19 protein-coding genes are annotated in these 21,102 nt (G+C 70.3%); 8 read left to right on the top strand and 11 right to left on the bottom strand.

Features of this window, described 5'->3' with window-relative positions:
- Positions 1-3: 3 nt before the first annotated feature.
- The 3 genes from AB0J66_RS27295 to AB0J66_RS27305 all read left to right on the top strand — a co-directional run bounded on the left by AB0J66_RS27295 (position 4) and on the right by AB0J66_RS27305 (position 3,385).
- Positions 4-1,713: a glycoside hydrolase family 3 N-terminal domain-containing protein gene (locus tag AB0J66_RS27295; RefSeq protein ID WP_364666150.1), complete on the top strand. Its 1,710-nt coding sequence runs from the start codon at positions 4-6 to the stop codon at positions 1,711-1,713.
- Positions 1,714-2,226: 513 nt separating this feature from the next.
- The gene (locus tag AB0J66_RS27300; RefSeq protein WP_364666153.1) at positions 2,227-2,490 is read left to right on the top strand and encodes a hypothetical protein; all 264 of its coding nucleotides are present in this window, start codon (positions 2,227-2,229) and stop codon (positions 2,488-2,490) included.
- Between the two features lie 13 nt (positions 2,491-2,503).
- Positions 2,504-3,385 (top strand): helix-turn-helix transcriptional regulator, encoded by an 882-nt coding sequence (locus AB0J66_RS27305; protein WP_364666156.1) that lies wholly within the window; start codon positions 2,504-2,506, stop codon positions 3,383-3,385.
- Between the two features lie 796 nt (positions 3,386-4,181).
- Here the strand turns inward: AB0J66_RS27305 and fabF are convergent.
- The 5 genes from fabF to AB0J66_RS27330 all read right to left on the bottom strand — a co-directional run bounded on the left by fabF (position 4,182) and on the right by AB0J66_RS27330 (position 8,875).
- Positions 4,182-5,408: a beta-ketoacyl-ACP synthase II gene (fabF, locus tag AB0J66_RS27310; RefSeq protein WP_364666159.1), complete on the bottom strand. Its 1,227-nt coding sequence runs from the start codon at positions 5,406-5,408 to the stop codon at positions 4,182-4,184.
- A 1-nt stretch (position 5,409) separates the two neighbouring features.
- On the bottom strand, positions 5,410-5,652 hold the full coding sequence (locus AB0J66_RS27315) for an acyl carrier protein (protein WP_097320124.1): 243 nt from the start codon (positions 5,650-5,652) through the stop codon (positions 5,410-5,412).
- A gap of 49 nt (positions 5,653-5,701) precedes the next feature.
- Positions 5,702-6,652 (bottom strand): beta-ketoacyl-ACP synthase III, encoded by a 951-nt coding sequence (locus AB0J66_RS27320; protein ID WP_364666163.1) that lies wholly within the window; start codon positions 6,650-6,652, stop codon positions 5,702-5,704.
- 2 nt (positions 6,653-6,654) lie between these two features.
- Positions 6,655-7,584, bottom strand: a complete 930-nt coding sequence (locus AB0J66_RS27325; protein WP_364666166.1) for an ACP S-malonyltransferase — start codon at positions 7,582-7,584, stop codon at positions 6,655-6,657.
- A gap of 94 nt (positions 7,585-7,678) precedes the next feature.
- The gene (locus AB0J66_RS27330) at positions 7,679-8,875 is read right to left on the bottom strand and encodes a helix-turn-helix domain-containing protein (protein ID WP_364666168.1); all 1,197 of its coding nucleotides are present in this window, start codon (positions 8,873-8,875) and stop codon (positions 7,679-7,681) included.
- Between the two features lie 202 nt (positions 8,876-9,077).
- Here AB0J66_RS27330 and AB0J66_RS27335 point away from each other — a divergent pair, with 202 nt between their 5' ends.
- From AB0J66_RS27335 to AB0J66_RS27350, 4 genes are all read left to right on the top strand, one after another.
- Positions 9,078-9,302: a hypothetical protein gene (locus tag AB0J66_RS27335; RefSeq protein ID WP_364666380.1), complete on the top strand. Its 225-nt coding sequence runs from the start codon at positions 9,078-9,080 to the stop codon at positions 9,300-9,302.
- A 165-nt stretch (positions 9,303-9,467) separates the two neighbouring features.
- Complete coding sequence (locus AB0J66_RS27340) at positions 9,468-10,013, top strand: TetR/AcrR family transcriptional regulator (protein ID WP_364666171.1); 546 nt, start codon at positions 9,468-9,470, stop codon at positions 10,011-10,013.
- A 47-nt stretch (positions 10,014-10,060) separates the two neighbouring features.
- A complete protein-coding gene (locus AB0J66_RS27345) occupies positions 10,061-10,549 on the top strand; it encodes a sigma factor-like helix-turn-helix DNA-binding protein (RefSeq protein ID WP_364666174.1) in 489 nt (162 codons plus the stop codon).
- On the top strand, positions 10,546-11,301 hold the full coding sequence (locus tag AB0J66_RS27350) for a hypothetical protein (RefSeq protein ID WP_364666177.1): 756 nt from the start codon (positions 10,546-10,548) through the stop codon (positions 11,299-11,301). Before AB0J66_RS27345 ends, AB0J66_RS27350 begins: the two co-directional genes overlap by 4 nt.
- Here AB0J66_RS27350 and AB0J66_RS27355 read toward each other — a convergent pair.
- The 3 genes from AB0J66_RS27355 to AB0J66_RS27365 form a co-directional block, all read right to left on the bottom strand.
- Complete coding sequence (locus tag AB0J66_RS27355) at positions 11,298-11,945, bottom strand: hypothetical protein (RefSeq protein WP_364666180.1); 648 nt, start codon at positions 11,943-11,945, stop codon at positions 11,298-11,300. The two genes, AB0J66_RS27350 and AB0J66_RS27355, sit on opposite strands and share 4 nt — an antisense overlap.
- Positions 11,946-12,186: 241 nt before the next feature.
- Positions 12,187-13,593 (bottom strand): glutamate--tRNA ligase, encoded by a 1,407-nt coding sequence (gene gltX / locus AB0J66_RS27360; RefSeq protein WP_364666183.1) that lies wholly within the window; start codon positions 13,591-13,593, stop codon positions 12,187-12,189.
- Positions 13,594-13,606: 13 nt separating this feature from the next.
- Positions 13,607-14,848, bottom strand: coding sequence for an MFS transporter (locus AB0J66_RS27365; RefSeq protein WP_364666185.1), 1,242 nt, complete (start codon positions 14,846-14,848; stop codon positions 13,607-13,609).
- A gap of 157 nt (positions 14,849-15,005) precedes the next feature.
- On the opposite strand from AB0J66_RS27365, the gene AB0J66_RS27370 reads away from it, so the two are divergent.
- On the top strand, positions 15,006-15,539 hold the full coding sequence (locus AB0J66_RS27370) for a dihydrofolate reductase family protein (RefSeq protein ID WP_364666188.1): 534 nt from the start codon (positions 15,006-15,008) through the stop codon (positions 15,537-15,539).
- A gap of 3 nt (positions 15,540-15,542) precedes the next feature.
- Here the strand turns inward: AB0J66_RS27370 and AB0J66_RS27375 are convergent, their stop codons facing one another.
- The 3 genes from AB0J66_RS27375 to AB0J66_RS27385 form a co-directional block, all read right to left on the bottom strand.
- Complete coding sequence (locus AB0J66_RS27375; protein ID WP_364666191.1) at positions 15,543-17,654, bottom strand: methyl-accepting chemotaxis protein; 2,112 nt, start codon at positions 17,652-17,654, stop codon at positions 15,543-15,545.
- 102 nt (positions 17,655-17,756) lie between these two features.
- A complete protein-coding gene (aceE, locus tag AB0J66_RS27380; RefSeq protein WP_364666194.1) occupies positions 17,757-20,495 on the bottom strand; it encodes a pyruvate dehydrogenase (acetyl-transferring), homodimeric type in 2,739 nt (912 codons plus the stop codon).
- 155 nt (positions 20,496-20,650) lie between these two features.
- The gene (locus AB0J66_RS27385) at positions 20,651-21,055 is read right to left on the bottom strand and encodes a YjbQ family protein (RefSeq protein WP_364666197.1); all 405 of its coding nucleotides are present in this window, start codon (positions 21,053-21,055) and stop codon (positions 20,651-20,653) included.
- Between the last annotated feature and the right edge of the window lie 47 nt (positions 21,056-21,102).

The following is a 21,102-nucleotide window of genomic DNA, read 5'->3' on the forward strand; positions in this document are numbered from 1 at the left end:
TCGATGGCTGGCGTGTCGAGGACTGTGCGCGTCGCTCTGGTCGTACCCCTGCTACTCACCGCTGCGGCGTGCAGTGACGGTCCGGCGCCGGCGCCCGCCGCTCCGCAACAGAGCGTGCCGGCCCTACCGTCACAGTCCGCCACCCCGGGCGATCCGGTGGCGGCCGCCCTGACCCGGATGTCCGACGCCGACCTGGCCGGTCAAGTGCTCATGCCGTACGCCTACGGCAGCGCGGCGACCAGCGTCGACAAGGCCGCGAGCGCGGGCAACCAGGGCCTGGCCGGCGTGAACACCCCGGCCGAGATGATCGCCAAGTTCCACCTCGGCGGCCTGATCCTAGTCAGCTTCACCGCGCAGGATCCCACCGGCGCCACCAACCCGACCACCAACGTGGAGAACCCGAAGCAGGTCCGCGAGCTCACCGACGGCCTCCAGGCCGCCGCCCGGCAGACTCCCGGCGGCGCCCCGCTGATGATCGGGATCGACCAGGAGTACGGCGTCGTCACCCGCGTCACCAACGGCGTCACCATGCTGCCCTCGGCGATGGCCGCCGGCGCTGCCGGCCAGCCGAAGCTGACCGAGACCGCCTGGCACGCCGCCGGCGAGGAGCTGGCCGCGATGGGCGTGACCGTCGACTTCGCCCCGGTCGCCGACACTCTCGGCCCACCCGACAACACGGTGATCGGCTCCCGCTCGTTCGGCGCCGACGCCACGGCCAACGCCGGTCAGGTCGCCGCAGCCGTCCGCGGCCTCGAGAAGGCCGGCGTCACGGCCGGTCTCAAACACTTCCCCGGCCACGGCCACACCAGCGGCGACAGCCACGACGGCCTTCCGGTCGTCACCCAGAGCCGCGCCGCCTGGGACACCCAGGACCTGCCCCCGTTCCGCTCCGGCGTCGAGGCCGGCGCCGGCGTCGTCATGTCCGGCCACCTCGACGTACAGGCCTTGGACAAGGGCGTCCCGGCCACCTTCAGCCACAAGGTCATGACCGACGAGCTGCGCGGCAAGCTGAAGTTCACCGGCGTAGCCGTCACCGACGCCATGAACATGCCCCCCGCCATGAAGTGGCCCCCCGGCGAGGCCGCCGTCCGCGCCCTCAACGCCGGCAACGACATGCTCCTGATGCCCCCGAACATCACCGCCGCCCGTGACGGCATCGTCGCGGCCCTGAAGGACGGCTCCTTGAAGCGCGAGCGCTTGGTCGAGGCGGTCACGCGCATCCTCACCCTCAAGCTCCGCAGGCCGACCGCCCCCCGCCCCGACGTCTCCACCGTCGGCTCCCCGGCTCACACCGCAGCCGTCGCCCCGCTCGCCGCCGCCGCGGTCACCGTCCTGCGTGGGAAGTGCAGCGGCCCTCTCGTCACCGGCCCGGTCTCGGTCTCAGCCGATGACGTACGCGCCACCGCCCGGACCACCTTCATCAAGGAGCTGCAGACCGCCGGCCTCACCGTCCAGCCCACCGGCGGCTCCGTGATCCGCCTGGTCGGCTACGGCGACAAGCCCACCGACCTCGACCAGACCGCCGCCATCACGATCATGATGGACACTCCCCACCTCCTGACCTCCTCCACCTCGAAAACCCTCATCGCCACCTACTCCTCGAGCCGGCTTTCCCTGGCGGCAGCCGCAAAGGTGATAGCCGGCAAGGCCAAGGCCGCGGGCCGCTCCCCGGTCGCCATCTCGGGCCTTCCCGCCTCCGCCTGCGATCGCTGACGGCCCGAAAGTCCCTGACTGCCGCGTCCCTGGACGACCTGATGTGCTGATCAGCCTCGGTCAGGGTTGACGTAGTGCACCATGGCCAGAAGTAGTCCGAGGGAACCAGCGAAGGCGCCACCGCCGGTCAGGATTGCCGCGGGAACGTTGCTTCCTGCGGCGTGGGACAGCAGACCGGCCGCCCCGCTGACGATGCAGGCAATCAGCGCCATAAGCAGAATCCACGTCCGACGTGAGACTTCTGGCCTCTGCGATTGCCCAGCCTCCGCGGCGGAAGCCGATGGCGGAACTACTTGGTCGATCATGATTACCACCTAGAGCGTTGAAGCAACTGCATTCAGTGTCTATTCACGACTGCTGAATATCCATCAGTATTCAGATTGAGTTAAACGATCTTTGATTCCGATCAACGATCCATGCTCTCGGTAGAATGTGGGCGTACATAAAGTTGCACTGTGTGCCGTTATGGCGGCTCAGTCTTGACTATCCTTCCTCCGTGCATAAGGTGGCCACGTGAATAGCTACTCGGCAAGACTTGAGGACGAGGGCTCGCCCGAGCGGAAGCCCATGTCTCTGCGGGTCATCGCCAACAAGTGCACGAGCGGGATGTGCCCGACGGTGTATCAGACTGACGTCGGCAGTCTGGTGGTGCAGGGCTATGCAGTATCGGCTGAGCTTTCGGGCATAGACCTGCCCGCCGGTGAGCAGTTGGTGGAGATCCCGTTCGAGCTTCTTGACGAGGTAGTCCGCAACCGGGTCCCAGCCGGTAGGGTCTGAGCGGAGCAGCGCCATGTCGACCGTCCCGGGCGCACATGACCGTGATGACGAACCGGTAGGCGTCGTCCTCGCGCGGATGCGCCAGTCCCGGCGAATGACCGGCGCCCAGCTGGCTGCGGTGGTAGGCATGAGTCAGCCGAAGATCTCACGGATCGAGCGCGGAAGAGGCTCGCTCGATCCGGCGGACGTCGAGGTCATCGCCCGTGCTTTAGGGGCGGACGAAGTCATGGTTCAAGCGTTGATGAGCCGGGCCGAGCGGTCGCTGGATCGGATGACCGACTGGCGAATGGCCTCCCTCGATCTCGCGGGCTCGCAAATGACCCTGGTCGAGTGGGAAGCGGCGGCCACGTCCGTCCGCGCCTTCGAGCCGGCCGTGGTGCCCGGTCTGCTGCAGACCAGTGGATATGCCAGACAGATCCTGCAGGCGTTCTTCCGCCTGGTGCCGCTCGCACCGGCCCATACGGTCGAACAGGCGCTGATGTCAGCGGTGTCGGGACGGGTCCGCCGGCAGGAAGTACTAGCCGACCCGGAAAAGTCTTTCCACTTCATCCTCGGTGAAGGAGCGCTCAGGCGCCGTGCGCACACCGCCGTCGAGATGCTGGCGCAGATCAGCCACTTGCGTGCGCTGGGAGAACAGCGAACGAACGTGAACATCGCGGTTGTCCCCGATGCTGCTCCGGTCGAGGTCCCTCTGCAGAACGGTTTCTTTCTGTACGACGACGAGCTCGTCGTCGTGGAGCTCTACAACACTGCCCTTTTTTCTCGAAGTCGCCGGGACGTGGAGATCAACCGCCGGGTATTTGATCAAGCCGCCGAACATGCCGTCGATCTTGGCCCGATGCTGGACCACTATGAGCAGATGTATATAGATCTGCTGCAAAGGCCTACGAGATAGTCGAAACACTCTGTGGCCCGTCTCCGATGCGTTCCGGGCCAGGACCAGGGCAACGCTCAGCCGAGGTGTGGAGAACAGTGTGCCCCCGCCGGATGAGGCGGGGCCGTGGCCCCGACCGCCGGATGAGGCGGGGCCGTGCCCCGACCGCCGCGCCGCCTCCTCAGTAGAGGGCCGCTGCCCTTCAAGCTCGACCACCGAACCCGAGCGCCCGGCGTGGAATGGCCGATCAACCCACCACCCAGCCGGGCCCGCCTGACCAGCAGTCCCAGCCGCACCCCAGCGCGGACGCGAACAGCACCCCACCGCCCACCGAGAGGGGACCACTCACCTCAGCCCCGCCCCCGAGCGGCCGGTGACCAGACCCCCGGCAGTGACGCGCTCCCCGGCAAGGTTGGGGGGATGGGGTGACCACTCGAGGCCTAAAACGCTCCCCAGTCAGCCCGAGTGGTCACCCCATCCCCCCAACCGTCGTGCGTAAGAAAGCCCAACCCACACGCCGCAAGCGACCCCACCAGCCGCCACACCAGGCAAAAGGCGAGGCAGCCGCGCGGGCGTGGGCGCTGTGCACCGGGGTGGGGGACTCCAGGCGGGGAGGGGTGGGGGACTCCGGGCCGGGAGGGGTGGGGAATTCCAGGCGGGGAGGGGTGCGGGGTCCCGGACCGGGAGAGGTGCGGAGTTCGGGCCGGGAATGGGTGGGGCGCTCCAGATGGGGCGCTAGGTCGGGCCGGGGTTCTGGGGTGGGGTGGAAACGGCTGAAGCCGGTCCCGTCGACGGGACCGGCTTCAGGAGTGGCTGGTCAGGGGCGCGTGAAGACCAGGGCGACGTTGTGGCCGCCGAAGCCGAAGGAGTTGTTCATGGCGGCCGGGATGTCGAGCTGGCGGGCCTTGTGGGCGGCCACGTCCAGGTCGAGGCGGTCGTCGGGGTCGTCCAGGTTGATGGTGGGCGGGACGACGCTGTCGCGGATGGCCAGGATGGTGGCGATCGACTCCAGGGCGCCGGCTGCTCCCAGCAGGTGACCGGACATCGACTTGGTGGAGGTCAGCACCGGGTGGGTGCCGATCGCGGTCTTGATGCCGACGATCTCGCCCATGTCGCCGACCGGGGTCGACGTGGCGTGGGCGTTGACGTGGACGATGTCGGCGCCGGTCAGGCCGGCGTCGCGGATGGCGCGGGACATCGCCCGGGCGCCGCCCTTGCACTCGGGGTCGGGCTGGACGATGTCGAAGCCGTCCGAGGTGATGCCGGCGCCGGCCAGGCGGGCGTAGATGTGCGCGCCCCGGGCCTTGGCGTGCTCGGCCCGTTCCAGCACCAGGGCGCCCGCGCCCTCGCCGAAGACGAAGCCGTCGCGGCCCTTGTCCCACGGGCGGGACGCCTTCTCGGGCTCGTCGTTGCGGGTCGACATGGCCCGCATGTTGCTGAACCCGGCGAACGGCAGGGGGTGGATGACCGCTTCCGTGCCGCCGGCCAGGACCATGTCGGCGCGGCCGGAGCGGATGATGTCGAGGCCGAGCGCCATGGCCTCGGCGCCCGTCGCGCAGGCGCTGGCCATCGCGTGGACGCCGGCCTGCGCGCCCAGCTCGATGCCGACCCAGGCGGCCGGGCCGTTGGGCATGAGCATCGGGATGGTGTGCGGGCTGACCTTGCGCTGGCCCGACGCCTCGAGGATGTCGTCCTGGTTGAGCAGGGTGAGGGCACCGCCGATGCCGCTGCCGAGGCTGACGGCGAGGCGCTCCTTGTCGATGTCGGCGCCCTCGAGGCCGGCGTCGGCCCAGGCCTGCTTCGCGGCGATCAGCGCGATCGCCTCGGAGCGGTCGAGCCGGCGCATGCGGACCCGCTCGATGACCTCGGACGGGTCGACCTTGAGCTGCGCGCCGATCTTCACGGTGAGCTGGTCGGCCCACTCCGCGGTGATGCGACTCACCCCGGAGCGGCCGGCGAGCATGGCGTCCCAGGTGGACGCGACGTCCCCGCCCAACGGGGTGGTCGCGCCGAGCCCGGTGACGACGACGTCTACGTTGCTCATGTCAGTGGTTCGCCTCGATGTAGCTGACGGCGTCACCGACGGTCTTCAGGTTCTGGACCTCGTTGTCGGGGATCTTGACGCCGAACTTCTCCTCGGCGGCCACCACGACCTCGACCATGGACAGCGAGTCGACGTCCAGGTCGTCGGTGAAGGACTTACCCTCGGCGACGTCGTCCGGGTTCACCCCGGCGACCTCCTCGAGGATCTCGGCGAGGCCGGAGGTGATCTCTTCGCGTGAAGCCATTACAGGTGTTTCCTCTCAATGGTGGGGACTGCTCCGTCAGGTCAACTGCTCAGGGGCAGCGAATGACCTGGCCGGCGTAGGTGAGGCCGCCGCCGAAGCCGAAGAGCAGGACCGGGGCGCCCGAGGGCACCTCGCGCCGCTCGACCAGCTTGGACAGGGCCAGCGGCACGCTCGCCGCGGAGGTGTTGCCGGAGTGGACCAGGTCCTTGGCGACGACGACGTCCGGGCCGAGGCCCAGCCGCTTGACGATACCGTCGATGATCCGGGTGTTCGCCTGGTGCGGCACGAACGCCGCGAGCTCGGACGGGGCGATCCCGGCCCGCTCGCAGACCTGCAGCGCGAACGGCGCGAGCTCGGTGGTGGCCCAGCGGAAGACCGTCTGGCCTTCCTGCTTGATGTAGGGCTGCCAGCCCTCGATGAGCAGGGCGTCGCCCTTCTCGGGGGCGGAGCCCCAGAGCACCGGGCCGATGCCCGCTTCCTCGCCGTCGGCCACCCCGGTGACGACCGCGGCGCCCGCGCCGTCGCCGAAGAGGACGGCCGTGGTGCGGTCGGTCCAGTCGGTGACGTCGGAGAGCTTCTCGGCCCCGATGACCAGGGCGTTGCGGGAGGCGCCGGCCCGGATGGCGTGGTCGGCCGTGCCGAGGGCGTAGCCGAAGCCGGAGCAGGCGGTGTTCAGGTCGTAGGCAGCCGGGGCGTTGATGCCGAGGCGGGCCGCGACCCGGGTCGCCACGTTGGGGCAGCGGTCGATGGAGGAGCAGGTGGCCACGGTGACCAGGTCGATGTCGGCCGCGGTGAGGCCGGAGGCGGCCAGCGCCTTCTCGGCGGCGAAGGTGGCCATGTCGGCCACGGTCTCGCCGTCGGCGATGCGGCGCTCGGCGATGCCGACCCGGCTCTTGATCCACTCGTCGTTGGTGTCGATGGTCGCGGCCAGGTCGTCGTTGGTGACGATGCGCGAGGGCTGGTAATGCCCCATCGCGACGATGCGGGAACCCGCGGTCATGATCACGCTCCTTGCGCTGAATGCCGGGCGATCAGCTCGCGGGCGGCGGGCAGGTCGTCGGGGGTGTTGAGGGTGACGATCTCGGGGGCCCCGTTGCCCTTGAGCTCGCGCTTGACCAGGCCGGCCAGGGTGCCGGCGGGCGGCAGCTCGATGACGCCGGTGACGCCGAGCTCGGCCAGGGCGCGCATGCACAGGTCCCAGCGCACGGGCGCGGTGACCTGACGGACGAGCCGCTGCACCATCTCGGCGCCGTCGGTGACGGCGGTGCCGTCGAGGTTGGAGAGCAGGGTGCGGGCCGGCTGGGCGGCGCTGATCCCGCCGGCGACCGCGGCCAGGGCGGTCTCGGCCGGGGCCATGTACGGCGTGTGGAAGGCGCCCGCCACCTCGATGGCGCGGACGCGGGCCTTCTCGGGCGGGTCGGCGGCGAGCGCGGCCAGCCCGTCGAGGGCGCCGGCGGCGACGATCTGGCCGGTGGCGTTGCGGTTGGCCGGGTGCAGGCCGTGCTTGTCGATCGCGGCCAGCACCTCGTCGGGGTCGCCGCCGAGGACGGCGCTCATGCCGGTCGGCTCGAGGGCGCAGGCGGCGGCCATCTCGCGGCCGCGCAGGCCGGCCAGCGCGATGGCGGCCTCGGCGGGCAGCACACCGGCCAGGGCGGCCGCACCGAGCTCGCCGACGCTGTGGCCCGCGACCAGGTGCACGCCGTCGAGGGGGAGCGCCGAACCGGCCAGCAGGGCCGCGGCGACCAGGAGGGGCTGCGTACGGGCGGTGTCCTTGATCTCCTCGGCGCCGGCCGAGGTGCCGAGGTGGACCAGGTCGACGCCGGCGAGGACCGACCACCAGCGCAGTTGGGTCTCCGCGCCGGGCTGGTCGAGCCATGGAGTCAGGAAGCCGGGCTTCTGGGAACCCTGGCCGGGGGAAAGTACGGCGAGCACGTCTTCGACTCTTCCGGATTAGGTGCCGTTGCGGGGTTGCTGGCGGCGACGAAACCCTACGACGGCTGTTGTAGGAACTCTACAAGTCGGTGAGCTATGTCGCAGGGTCGAGGCGGCCGACGGCCAGCGCCAGCCGCAGCGCGAACGCGTCACGCCCGTCCAGGGGGGAGAGCCCGGTCACCTCGGCCACCCGCTTGAGCCGGTAGCGAATCGTGTTCGGATGTACGAAGAGCTCCCGGGCCGCGCTCTCGAGTACCCCGCCGGCGGCGAAGAACGCGTCCAGGGTGTCCAGCAATCCGCCGCCGGCCCGGGCCAGGGCGCCGTACGCGTCGTGCCGCAGCTTGCGCCGGGCCTCCATGTCGCCGGCCAGGGTCCGCTCGGGCAGCAGGTCGTCGGCCGAGACCGGGTTGGGCGCGCCGGGCCAGGCCGGTGCGGCCCGGAAGCCGGCCAGGGCGGCCCGGGCCGACTCGGTGGCCTGGTCGAGCGAGGGCACGGCCGGGCCGACCACGATCGGGCCCTCGCCGAAGCTGGCGGCCAGCGACGTCGCCGTGGCCACCGGGTCGGTGGCCCCGCCCATCACCACGACCAGCCGGTCGCCGTGCACGCCGCCGATCACCTCGATGCGGCCGCGCCGGGCGGCCCGGTAGACCGCGTGCAGCACGGCGGAGATGTCGCCGCCGGGGGAGCGGCCGACCACGACCGCCACCGGTGGCGCGTCGGCCCAGCCGAGGGCGGCGGCCCGGCTGGCCAGCACGTCGGAGGAGTCGCCGCGCAGCAGCGCGTCGACGAGCAGGGCCTGCAGCCGGGCGTCCCAGGCGCCGCGGGACTCGGCGGCCCGCGCGTAGACCCGGGCCGCCGAGAAGGCGATCTCGCGGGAGAACTTGAGGATGGCCTGCAGCAGCGGCTCCTCCTCGCCGGGGGCGGCCAGCGCGGCCACCTCGGCCTCGGCCACGTCGATGGTCACCTTGATCAGCTGGACGGTCTGGGTGAGCGTGATCGAGCGGGCCAGGGCGCGCGGCGCGGCCGCGAAGACCTCGTCGGAGATCTCCTGGGTGCTGTCCTCGGTGGCGCCGCCGGAGCGCAGCCACTCGACCAGGGAGCGCACGCCGGCCTGGGCGACGAGCATGACCCAGGAACGCTGGTCGGCGGGAAGCGCGCGGAACCAGGGGAGGGTCTCGTCCATGCGGGCGACGGCCGAGGTGGCGAGGGCGCCGGCGTGCCGTTCGATCCGGCGCAGCGTCTCGGCCGGTGGGGGAGTCGCCGAGCCCTGGGGTAGCGCGGTCTCTGACACGCCCCCAGCCTGCCATGCCCGGCCAGTCGCCGAAAAAGTGACGTTTTGGGGTAAATGTCCGGTGTAGCGGTGCGCCTCTCCCGCGATTTCGGTCGGTGACCTGGCAAGGTGTCGTCCTAGCGTCGCCAGATTCGCGTTCGCCCACGGTAAAGCGCGGGCCCCGAGCTGCCGATGAAAGACCGCGACAGGGTGAGGAGGCGAGATGACGGAACGGGAGAACTGGCCGCTCGGCGAGGGTGAGCCCGCGCCGGAGGGCTCGCTGCCGATGGCGACCGTGGACGAGACGGACCCGGAGGTCGTGCCGGGGCCGGCTCGGGGTGGTTGCCGGACCGAGCTGCACGGCTGGGCGGGTGCCCACCTGCACGGCGCGGTGCGCCCTCGCCGCCGCGCGGCCGGTCGAGGCCGCCCGCCGGGCCGCTGGTGCTGAGCCTCGGTTGAAAAGCCGGCGCTGAGTCCCGGCGGAGAAGCCGGCGCTGAGCCTCGGCGGAGAAGCCGGCGCTGAGCCTCGGCGGAGAAGCGACGCCGCCCTCGTTCGGGTAGCCGCACGGCGCGTCCTGGTTGACATAGGCGAAATGCCGGACACGGTTAGTCGGTGGACGACAAGAGACGGCTGATCCTCGACCAGGCCCTCGCTCTCGTCGACGAGCGTGGCCTGGCCGCCATGTCCATGCGCGCGGTGGCCGAGCGGGTCGGCCTCACCTCGATGGCGCTCTACCCCTATGTCGGTGGCAAGGACGCCCTGCTCGACGGTCTGGTCGACCTGCTCACCATCGAGCTGGGGGCCGATCTCGAGGACGCGACCGGGCTGGACTGGCGGCGGCGGCTGCGGGCCCTGGGCCGGGCCGTACGGGCTCTGGCGGCCAAGCATCCGGGCGCGTTCCCGCTGCTGCTGACCCGCCCGGCCACCGGCGCCCCGGCGGCCTGGCTGACCGCGGCGCTGCGCGGCCTGCTGCACGACGCCGGGGTGCCCGCTCACTCCGTACCGCGCCTGGCCCGAATGATCCTGGCTTTTCTCCTCGGTCATGCCACGGGCGAGGTCACCGGTGGCCTGCCGGCCGGGGACAGCCCGGACAGTGAGTTCGACGAGGACCTGGACGATCTCGTACGCCTCGTGGAGGTCGCCGTTCAGGTCGCGTGATCGCCGTTCCGGGCCCGAACACCCGCTTCCGCGCCTATAAAGGGCATATGTCCGGAAACCAGCATGAGGACGACGCGGCCCTGCGCACCTTCGTCGCGGCCCGCCTGCCGCATCTGCGCCGGTCCGCCTTCCTCATGTGCGGCGACTGGCAGCTCGCGGCCGATCTGACCCGGGCCACCCTGGCCCGTCTCGTGGTCGACAGCCGGCGCGGCGCGGTGGCCGACGCCGACATCTACGCGTACGCCGACCTGATGGAGGCCTGCCGCAAGCGCAACCGCCGCCGCGAGCACGTCTTCGTGGCCTCGGCCGGGGCCGAGGGGGTCGCCGCCGAGTCGATCCTGCTGCTGGACGCGCTGCACAAGCTCGCGCCGCGCTGCCGGGCGGTGCTGGTGCTGCGCTACTGGGACGGCTTCGACGTGGAGGCGACCGGGGCCATGCTCGACCTCGACGACGAGCGGGTCGGCGCCTACGAGCGGGCCGGTCTGGCCGCCCTGGAGAAGCTGCTCTCCGAGTCGGAGGCGGCGATGGCCGGATGAGCGCGCCCACCGGTCCGCTGCGGGAGCTGCTGGAGCACGTCCTCGAGGGGGAGCCGTCGGTCGGCGAGGAGGTCGACGCGGTCTTCCGCCGGGCCGACCGGCTGCGCCGCCGCCGCACGCAGCTGCTGCTCGGCTCGGGTCTGCTGGGCGCGGCCGCGATCGTCGCCGCCGGCTATCTGCTGACCACCACCTTGCTGCCGGGCCGGCCTGCGGTGACGGTCACGCCCGTGGTGTCAATACCGGCTTCGGTCGCGCCGGCGCCGGCGGTCACGGTCACTTCCGATGCCGTACGGGACCTGGTCGAGCCGTTGATCGAGGGTCGGGGGCTGGACGTGAAGTCGGTGGAGCGCGGCGACGGCTGGCGGCGCTATCACGTGGTCGACGGGGATCAGCCGCGCGGCGCCGTCGACGTGGCCGTCTACGACAAATCGGACGACTACTGCTTCCCGGTCAAGGCCGACAAGAAGGCTTGCGCGCGGGTGGACCAGGCCGGTGGTCTCGAGTTCGTCCGGTACGACGACGTGGCCGACGAGAACTGGCAGGTGCGCCAGACGATCGCGCGGCGGGCGAGCGACGGCCGTACGGTCGCGGTGATGGCCACCGGCAAGCGTGACGTCGGCGCCGAGAAGGGCAAGCCGGCCTTGACCGGCGCCCAGGTCGAGCAGGTCGCGACCGACGACCGGGTGTTCGACGCGTTCGGCCCGGAGACCTGCGAGCAGGGTTGCCCGCCGTTCCGGACGCCGGTCGGTTAGATCTTGCGGCGGATGAGGAAGGCGATGCCGGCCAGGCCGACCAGGATCGACACCAGCACCGCGCCGTTGAGCAGGAACAGCCGGCGCACCTCGCCCACGTAGTCCTCGACGCCGGGCTGCTCGGCCGCCTCGACGTCCAGGCCCTGGCCGATGCCGCCGCCGATGCCGCCGGTGACCACGTCGGGCTTGGTCTCCAGCGGCACCCCGCTGACCCGCAGCGCCTCGGGCATGGTGAGCCGGCCGTAGAACCAGCCGTCGGTCTTGGTGCCGGTCGGCTGCTTGGCGACCCGGTGGGCCCGGGGACCGCCGGCGGCCAGCGGGTACAGCTCGTAGATCTGCAGGGGCTGCTTGTTGTTGAGCAGGGTCACCACGTACCGCGTGCCGAGCTTGTCGGCCTTGAGGGCGGTGGTCTGCGACTTCGCCGTGGCCATCCAGCTGACCTCGCTGTAGAGGCTGTCGAAGAGCCTCTTCTGGGTCTTCTGATCGATGGTGATCTTGCCGGCGACGCCCTTGCCGGTGATCACGACGACGTTCGGCGCGGGCGGCGCCTTGGGCGCGGCCTGCGCGGCGGCCGGGGCGAACCCGAACCCCACAGCCAGCGCCGCGGTGACCGCGAGCAACCTCGTGATCGCCTTACCAACCATCGTCCGGCCTCCCCGCCCCGTGGTGGACATGGCTTCGCGCACCCCCGCCCGGTCGCCCGGCCGTGGCCCTAAGCCTTCCCGGAACAGCTCCCGGGCGCATCTCCAGCCGGACGAATTTGAAGCCATCTGGGGATGGCCGAGAGACGACAACGGCCGTTGATCAGCGGCCGAATAGTACCTACTCCCCGCAACACGAAAGGGGCCCGGTCACTCGACCGGGCCCCGATGAGATCAAACTGTGTTACAAGCGTGCGCGTGCGGCGCGGAGTCGTGACAGTGTGCGTTCGCGGCCCAGCACCTCGATCGACTCGAACAGCGGCAGGCCGACGGAGCGGCCGGTCACCGCGACGCGTACCGGCGCCTGGGTCTTGCCGAGCTTGAGCTCCCGGGCCAGGCCGACCTCCTCCAGGGCGGCCTTCAGGGGCTCGGCCGACCACTCCGGCAGCGCCTCGAAGGCGGCCGCGGTGGCGTCGAGGATCTCGGCCGCGCCCTCCTTCATCGCCTTGGCCCACGAGGCCTCGTCGATCGCCGGCTCGGGGAGGAAGAAGAAGTCGACGTAGTCCACGATCTCGGACAGCACCGCGATGCGGGTCTGCGCGAGCGGGGCGACGGCGGTGAAGACCTCGGCGTCGAAGGCCGACGGCTCCCACGGCGGGGCCGCGATCGTGTCGGTGCCGCTGAGCCACGGCGTGCAGCACTGGATGAACTCCTGCACGTCCAGCGCCCGGATGTAGTCGCCGTTGAACGCCCGCAGCTTCTTCACGTCGAAGAACGCGGGGGCGTGGTTGACCTCCTCGAGGCGGTACTCGTCCTCGATGACCTGCCACGGCACGATCTCGCGGTCGCCCGAAGGCGCCCAGCCCAGCAGCATCAGGTAGTTCTTCATGGCGGCGGCCAGGTAGCCCTCGTCGCGGTAGCTCTCCAGGGCCACCTTGTCGCGGCGCTTGGACAGTTTCTGCCGTTTCTCGTTGACGATGACCGGCACGTGGCCCCAGATCGGCGGGGTGTGCCCGAGCGCCTCCCACAGCAGCTGCTGCTTGGGGGTGTTGGGCAGGTGCTCCTCGGCCCGGATGACGTGGGTGATCCCCATGGTCATGTCGTCCACGACGTTGGCCAGCAGGAAGACCGCCGAGCCGTCGCTGCGGGCGATGACGAAGTCCTCCATCAGCTTGTTCTCGAAGGTGGGCTTGCCCCGGACGATGTCCTCGACCACGGTCTCGCCCTCGTCGGGCGTGCGGAAGCGCAGCGCGCGGCCCTCGCCCGGCCCGAGGCCCCGGTCCCGGCAGAAGCCGTCGTAACCGGTGTGCTGGTTGCCGGTGCGGGCGATGACGTCCTCCCGCTTGCAGTCGCAGTAGTACGCCTTGCCCTCGCCGTAGAGGCGGGTGGCGGCGGCGGTGTGGTCCTGCGCGTAGGAGGACTGGAAGTACGGGCCTTCGTACGTGCCGCGCTCGATGCCGATCCAGTCGAGGGCCGAGATGATGCCCTCGGTCCACTCGGGACGGTTGCGGGCGGCGTCGGTGTCCTCGATCCGGAGCACGAAGACACCGTCGTGCTGCTTGGCGTAGATCCAGTTCTGCAGCGCGGAGCGCGCGCCGCCGACGTGGAACATGCCGGTCGGAGAGGGGGCGAAGCGTACTCGTACAGTCACTCGTCAAGGGTACCTAGGCGACTGAACGGATTTTCACCACCGCCACGGCTCCGAGGATCGTGACCAGAGCGGTGAGGGCGAACAGGGCCGGGTAACCGCCCAGGTGGGTCACGATCGGGGCCGAGATGGCCGGGCCGATCGCCTGCGGGGCGGCGCTGGCGATGTTGATGACACCCAGGTCCTTGGCCCGGTCGGTGGCGGCCGGCAGCACCTGGGTGATCAGCGCGGTGTCGACGGCCAGGTAGACGCCGTAGCCGGCGCCGAACAGCAGGGCCGCGACCATCGACACGGGCCAGGTCGGCCAGATGGCGAGCAGGGTGGCGGCGACGGCGATCAGCACGCCGGACCAGATCACGAAGATCTTGCGGCGGCCGAGCTTGTCGGAGAGGTGGCCGCCGACCATGGCCGTCGCGATCATGCCGACCGTGTAGAGCAGGATCATGATCAGCAGGCCGGTGTCCGGATCGTCCAGCTCGACCGCGTCGGTCAGGAAGTACAGCAGGTACAGCGTGCCCAGCGCGTTGCCCAGCTGGACCAGGAAGCGGGTGCCGAAGGCCCAGACGAAGTCCGGGTTGCCGCGCAGGTCGAGCCGCCAGCTCGCCTTGACCCGGTGCCCCTCGGGCAGGGGCTCGTCCCGGGTGAGCAGCGCGAACGGCGCCGCGAGCAGGACCAGGCCGAGCGCCAGCACGATGTAGCCGAGCCCGATGTCGGTGACGACCGCGGTGACCAGGATGGCCCCGAGGACCAGGCCAAGCGCCTGCGGCATGCCGATCCAGCCCGAGACCAGGCCGCGCTGGATCACCGGCACCCGGTCGGGCACGGCGGCGGTCAACGAGGCCAGCATGACGTTGATGCCGACCTGGGCCACGGCCCAGGCCAGGGTGACGGTCAGCAGGTTGGGCGCCTCGGCCAGCACCGACAGCGAGAGCACGGTCAGGATGACGCCGCCGAGGGTCCAGACGTGCCGCCGGCCGTACGAGCGGCCGAACAGCTTGAGCCGGGTGCGGTCGGAGAGGGCGCCCGCCAGCGGGGCGATGATCACGGCCACCAGCGCGCCGACGCCGGTCACCAGGCCGAGCCACAGCTCCTTGTTCTCCGTGGTGAGCTCGGCGACCTGTTCCGGCAGCAGCACCTGGATGGGGGTGTAGCAAGCCATCCAGAGCCCGAGGTTGGCGGCGAAGAGGAGGCCTATCCAGGATCGGTTGACGGGCTGGGTCGGCTCGGCAAGCGCGGGGGCGCCCTGCACGACGGCCATCCGGCCTCCTCGAAAGGCGAAATTTCCTCGGAGGTTAGAGGATCACCGATCCCCTAGGGAAGAGAGCCTACGGAAAGTGGTCAGGCGGTCGCAATCGGCACATGGGTCCGATCGCGTAGTTTCCTCCCCAGCGGATCGCGACCGAAGGAGTGTTCTGATGGGCAAGATCGTGGCGGTGGAGTACGTGACCCTGGACGGCGTGTTCGAGGAGCCGTCCTGGAGCGGGCCGTACTTCAACGACGAGCTCGGCGGCTGGCAGGCCTCGAACCTGCAGGAGGCCGACGCCCTGCTGCTCGGCCGCAAGACGTACGAGGGCTTCAAGGCGGCCTGGCCCCGGATGGAGGAGGCGACCGGCGACTTCGGCGTCCGGATGAACTCGATGCCCAAGCACGTCGCCACCACCACGCTGACCGAGCCGGAGTGGAACGCGACCTTCCTGAAGGGCGACGTGGCCGAGGCGGTCCGGGCGCTCAAGGACGGTCCGGAGAAACTGCTCATCAACGGCAGCGCCGACCTGGTCAACTACCTGACCCGGCACAACCTGATCGACGAGTACCGGATCATGATCTATCCGGTGGTGCAGGGCGAGGGCCGCAAGCTCTGGGAGCCCGGTACGAAGATCGCCCTGTCGCTCACCGGCACCTGGCAGACCAAGACCGGGGTCGACGTGCTGACCTACGTGCCGGCCTGACGATCAGACGGTGAAGCGGTCGACCAGGCCGGTCAGCTTGCGGGCGGTGGCGTCCAGCTCGTCGGCGGCCCGGTGCGAGACCGCCACCGAGGCCCGGGTGCCGTCGACCGCGCCGCTGACCACGCTGATCCCCTCGGCGATGTCCCGGCTGCCCGAGGCCACCTCGGAGATGTTGCGGGCCATCTCGGCCGTGGTCGCCGCCTGCTGCTCGACCGCGGCCGCGATGGCCGTCTGGTAGTCGTTGACCTGCGCGATCCGGGCCGTGATGGCCTCGATGGCGTCGACCGCCCGGCTGGTGTCGCTCTCGATCGCCTGCACCCGGGCGGTCACGTCCTCGGTGGCCCGCGCCGTCTCCTGGGCCAGCTCCTTGACCTCGCCCGCGACCACGGCGAAGCCCTTGCCGGTCTCGCCGGCCCGGGCCGCCTCGATCGTCGCGTTCAGCGCCAGCAGGTTGGTCTGCTCGGCGATGCTCGCGATCAGCCGCACCACGTCGGCGATGGCCGTGGTCGAGGCGCGCAGCTCGCCGATCACCCCGGCCGCGGCCGCGGTCAGCCCCACCCCGTCCCGGCCGGCCTGCGCCGCGTCCTGGGCGTTGTTGGAGATCTCGGAGATCGAGGCGCCCATCTGCTCGGCCCCGGCCGCCACCGTCTGCACGACGTGCGAGACACCCTCGGCGGCCACATTGACGTGCCCGGCCCGCGACGCCGCCTCGTCGGCCGAGCCGGCCAGCTCGCCGCCGGTCGCCGCCACCTGCTGGGCCGTGCCCGCCACCTCGTGCGAGGCCGCGGTGACCTCGACCATCACCGTGCGCAGCTCGTCCACGGCGGAGTTGAGCTCGGCCGAGGCGACCGCGATCTCGTCCTTGCCGTCGACCGGCACGACCACGGTCAGGTCGCGTTTCGCCAGCCGGGACAGGCCACCGGTGAGCCCGCCCAACCGGCTCGAGATGCGGCGGGCCAGCACCGCCGCGATCAGGCCGCCGGCCACCGCCAGCAGAACCGCGGCCAGCACGAAGGCGAACAGCATGTTCTTGCGGCCGTCGCGGACCGCGTTGATCGGCCCCGCCGCGTCGGCGTCGTAGCCGCCGATCGCGATGGCCCAGGAGTACGGCGCGTAGTAGGCGACGGTGGTGGTGGTCGCACCGGGCTCGGCGCCGGACGCGCCCGGCAGCTTGTACGAGGTGGTCCAGGTCGCGCCGTCCTCCAGCGTCGGCGCCTTGGCCACGATCTCCGCGACGTACTTGGCGCCGTTGGCGTCGGTCGAGTCGGCGTCCACGCTGGTGGACGCACTCCCCAGGCTCGACGCGACGACCCGGCCGGCGTCGGCCGGCGAGGTGCTGAAGACGGTGGCCCAGCCGTTCCGGCCGACCTCACCCGAGGCGACCGCGGCGGTGAGGTTCTCGAGCGCCTGCGATTGGGGGATCCCCGCGAACAGGGACCCGATCACCGCGCCGGACGAATTCTTGATCGGGTCGTACGCCGTGATGTACCAGGTGTCGACGACCTTGGCCACGCCCCGGTAGGACTTGCCGGCCTTGATGGCCGCGGCCACGGCGTTCGCCTTGCCGTCCGCGGTCGCCGGGATGTACGTGCCGATGGCCCGGTTGCCGTTGGCCGCCTTCACCGTCGTGCCCACCCGCAGCAGGTCACCGGCGGTGTTCATCCGCTGGAAGACGGTGACCACGGCGCCGGAGATCGATGCCGCGTCGTCCACGAACGGCGTGGTGACCTTGAGGTTCTTGTTCTGGCCGAGCCAGGTGCCGCCAACCGTCATCCGGGGCAGCGTCACCGTCGTCTTGGTGTTGGTCACCTGGTTGGTGGCGGTCCAGGTGGCGGTCCGGTCCGAGAAGGCGACCCCGCCCCGCTGGGCCAGCAGCTTGTCGGCCGCGTTCATCGAGACGTCGACGCTGTTCTGCACCTCGTTGCCGACCGACGACACCAGCGTGGTCATGTCACTGCTGATCTGCTGGAGATTGGCCTCGTTGAGCGCGACCACTTCACGTTCGGTGCTCTGCGCGAAGTCGCCACTGCGCCAGGCCCCGACCAGGACAAGGACTGCGGCGGTGCCGATCACCCCGCCCAGGCCCAGCGCGAGAAGCTTGTGACTGATCTGCATGCCGCGGCGTCCGTGTCCCACTCAATCCCGATCGGCACGCCCCGGGAACGACTGAGCCGGACCGGTCGTTTTCGACCGGTCCGGCTCAAGAAGTGCTAAACGTCAGCTGTCTCCGCCGGTCTCACCGACCGGGGCGGCGTTGACGTCGTCGATCGCGTACTTCTTGGCGGCCTCGGCCGGCACGTGCGAGGGCACCTTGCCGCGCAGCGCGAGCTGGCGCAGCGTGGCCACCGCGACCGACTCGCCGTCGACGTGGAAGTGGCGGCGCAGCGCGTGCCGGGTGTCGCTCATGCCGAAACCGTCGGTGCCCAGCGACGTGTAGTCGTTCGGCACCCAGCGGGCGATCAGGTCGGGCACCGCCCGCATGAAGTCGCTGACCGCGACGACCGGGCCCTCGGTGCCCTCCAGCTTCTGCTGGATGTACGGCTTGCGCAGCTGGTCGCCGGGGTTGAGCAGGTTGTGCTCCTCGGCCTCGACGGCGTCGCGGCGCAGCTCGGTCCACGAGGTGACCGACCAGACGTCGGCCGCCACGCCCCAGTCCTGGGCCAGCAGCTGCTGGGCCTTGAGGGCCCAGGGCATGCCGGTGCCGGAGGCGAGCAGCTGCGCCTTCGGGCCGTTCGTCTCGGGCGCCGGAGCGTACCGGTAGATGCCCTTGAGCAGGCCTTCCCGGTCGACGTCGGCCGGCTCGGCGGGCTGGATGGCCGGCTCGTTGTAGACGGTGAGGTAGTAGAAGACGTTCTCCTGCTTCTCGCCGTACATCCGGTGCAGGCCGTCCTCGACGATGTGCGCGATCTCGAACGCGAACGCCGGGTCGTAGGCCACGACGGCCGGGTTGGTGGCCGCGATCAGCAGCGAGTGGCCGTCCTCGTGCTGCAGGCCCTCGCCGTTGAGCGTGGTCCGCCCGGCGGTGGCGCCGAGCAGGAAGCCGCGCGTCATCTGGTCGGCGGCCGCCCACAGCTCGTCCGCCGTGCGCTGGAAGCCGAACATCGAGTAGAAGATGTAGAGCGGGATCATCGGCTCGTCGTGCGTGGCGTACGACGTGCCGGCGGCGATGAAGCTCGCGGTCGACCCGGCCTCGTTGATCCCCTCGTGCAGGATCTGGCCGTTGGTCGCCTCCTTGTACGACAGGAAGAGCTCCCGGTCGACCGACGTGTAGGTCTGGCCGTGCGGGTTGTAGATCTTCTTGGTCGGGAAGAGCGAGTCCATGCCGAAGGTCCGGGCCTCGTCCGGGATGATCGGCACCCACCGGGCGCCGAACTCCTTGTCCTTCATGAGGTCCTTGAGCAGGCGGACGAAGGCCATGGTGGTGGCGATCTTCTGCTTGCCGCTGCCCCGCTTGACGTCACCGAACGCCTTGGAGTCGGGGATCTGCAGCACCTTGCCCTTGGTGCGCCGGCTCGGGATCGAACCGCCCAGCTCACGCCGGCGCTCGAGCATGTACTGCATCTCGTCGGACTTCTCGCCGGGGTGGTAGTACGGCGGGAGGTACGGGTTGTCCTCGAGCTGCTTGTCGCTGATGTCGAGGTACAGACGGTCGCGGAAGCCCTTGAGGTCGTCCAGGGTCAGCTTCTTCATCTGGTGCGTCGCGTTGCGCGCCTCGAAGTGCGAGCCCAGCGTCCAGCCCTTGATGGTGTGGGCCAGGATCACGGTCGGCTGACCGGTGTGCTCCATGGCCGCCTTGTACGCCGCGTACAGCTTGCGGTAGTCGTGGCCACCCCGCTTGAGATTCCAGATCTCGTCGTCGGACATGCCCTCGACCAGCTTGCGGGTGCGCGGGTCACGGCCGAAGAAGTTCTCCCGGACGTACGCCCCGGACTCGCCCTTGTAGGTCTGGTAGTCGCCGTCGGGCGTGACGTTCATGAGGTTGACCAGCGCGCCGTCGGTGTCGGCGGCGAGCAGCGGGTCCCACTCGCGGCCCCAGATCACCTTGATGACGTTCCAGCCGGCGCCGCGGAAGAACGCCTCGAGCTCCTGGATGACCTTGCCGTTGCCGCGGACCGGTCCGTCCAGGCGCTGCAGGTTGCAGTTGATGACGAAGGTCAGGTTGTCGAGCTCCTCGCGGGCGGCCAGGCCGATCGCGCCGAGCGACTCGACCTCGTCCATCTCGCCGTCGCCCAGGAACGCCCAGACGTGCTGCTGGCTGGTGTCCTTGACCCCGCGGTTGTGCAGGTAGCGGTTGTAACGCGCCTGGTAGATCGCGTTCAGTGGGCCGAGGCCCATGCTGACCGTGGGGAACTCCCAGAAGTTGGGCATCAGGCGCGGGTGCGGGTACGACGGGAGGCCGCCGCCCGGGTGCGAGAGCTCCTGACGGAAGCCGTCCAGGTCGTTCTCGCTGAGCCGGCCCTCCATGAAGGCCCGCGCGTACATGCCCGGGGAGGCATGGCCCTGGAAGAAGATGTGGTCGCCGCCGCCGGGGTGGTCCTTGCCGCGGAAGAAGTGGTTCATGCCGACCTCGTAGAGGCTGGCGCTCGACGCGTACGTCGAGATGTGACCGCCGACACCGATCTCCGGGCGCTGGGCGCGGTGCACGAGCATCGCGGCGTTCCAGCGAATGTAGGCGCGGATGCGCCGCTCGACGAACTCGTCACCGGGGAACCAGGGCTCACGCTCGGGCGTGATCGTGTTGACGTAGTCGGTGGAGGTCAGGGGCGGAATGCCCACCTGTCGCTCCCGCGCCCGCTCGAGCAGGCGCAACATAACGTAACGGGCTCTCTTGGCGCCGCGTTCGTCGATGACTCCGTCGAGCGACTCGACCCACTCGTTGGTTTCCTCGGGGTCGATGTCCGGAAGCTGGCTCGGCAGGCCGTCGCTGATCACCGGGCGCTTGCGCTCCGTGGCCACAGGCATTCCTCTTGGTCGGTGTCGGACCGAGCGGCCCATTGTGTGAGTCGCGCGGTAATAGCTCCATCCTGCCCCTTAGCCGTGTGCATCGTCACGCCTACCGTGCGGGTACGCGATACGCGACACACGTACTGACCGGTAACAACTTCCTTTCGTTACGCGGGCAGGAAACTGAACCGTACCTGGCGCTCCGGATTGTCTCCGTTGGTGTCCACCAGGCAGACCGACTGCCACGTTCCGAGCGCGATCCGGCCGTCGATCACCGGCAGTGCCGCATAGGGCGGCATCCAGGCCGGGAGTACGTGGTCACGGCCGTGCCCCTTCGATCCGTGTCGATGACGCCACTTGTCCTGGGTGGGCAGGAGCTCGTCGATCGCGGTCAGCAGGTCCTCGTCCGAGCCGGCTCCGGTCTCGATGATGGCGATACCCGCCGTCGCGTGCGGGACGAAGACGTTGAGGATGCCGTCCCCTTCGGACCGGACGAAGTCGGCTGCCTCGGCCGTGATGTCCCGGACGGTCGGCCGGTTGCCGGTCCGGACCGTGATCACTTCAGTGCGCATGGGAGCGAGTCTGCCAGCCCCGGTACCGGACGACCCTTACCGCATAA

Source organism: Actinoplanes sp. NPDC049598 (assembly GCF_040675435.1).
Taxonomy (GTDB): domain Bacteria; phylum Actinomycetota; class Actinomycetes; order Mycobacteriales; family Micromonosporaceae; genus Actinoplanes.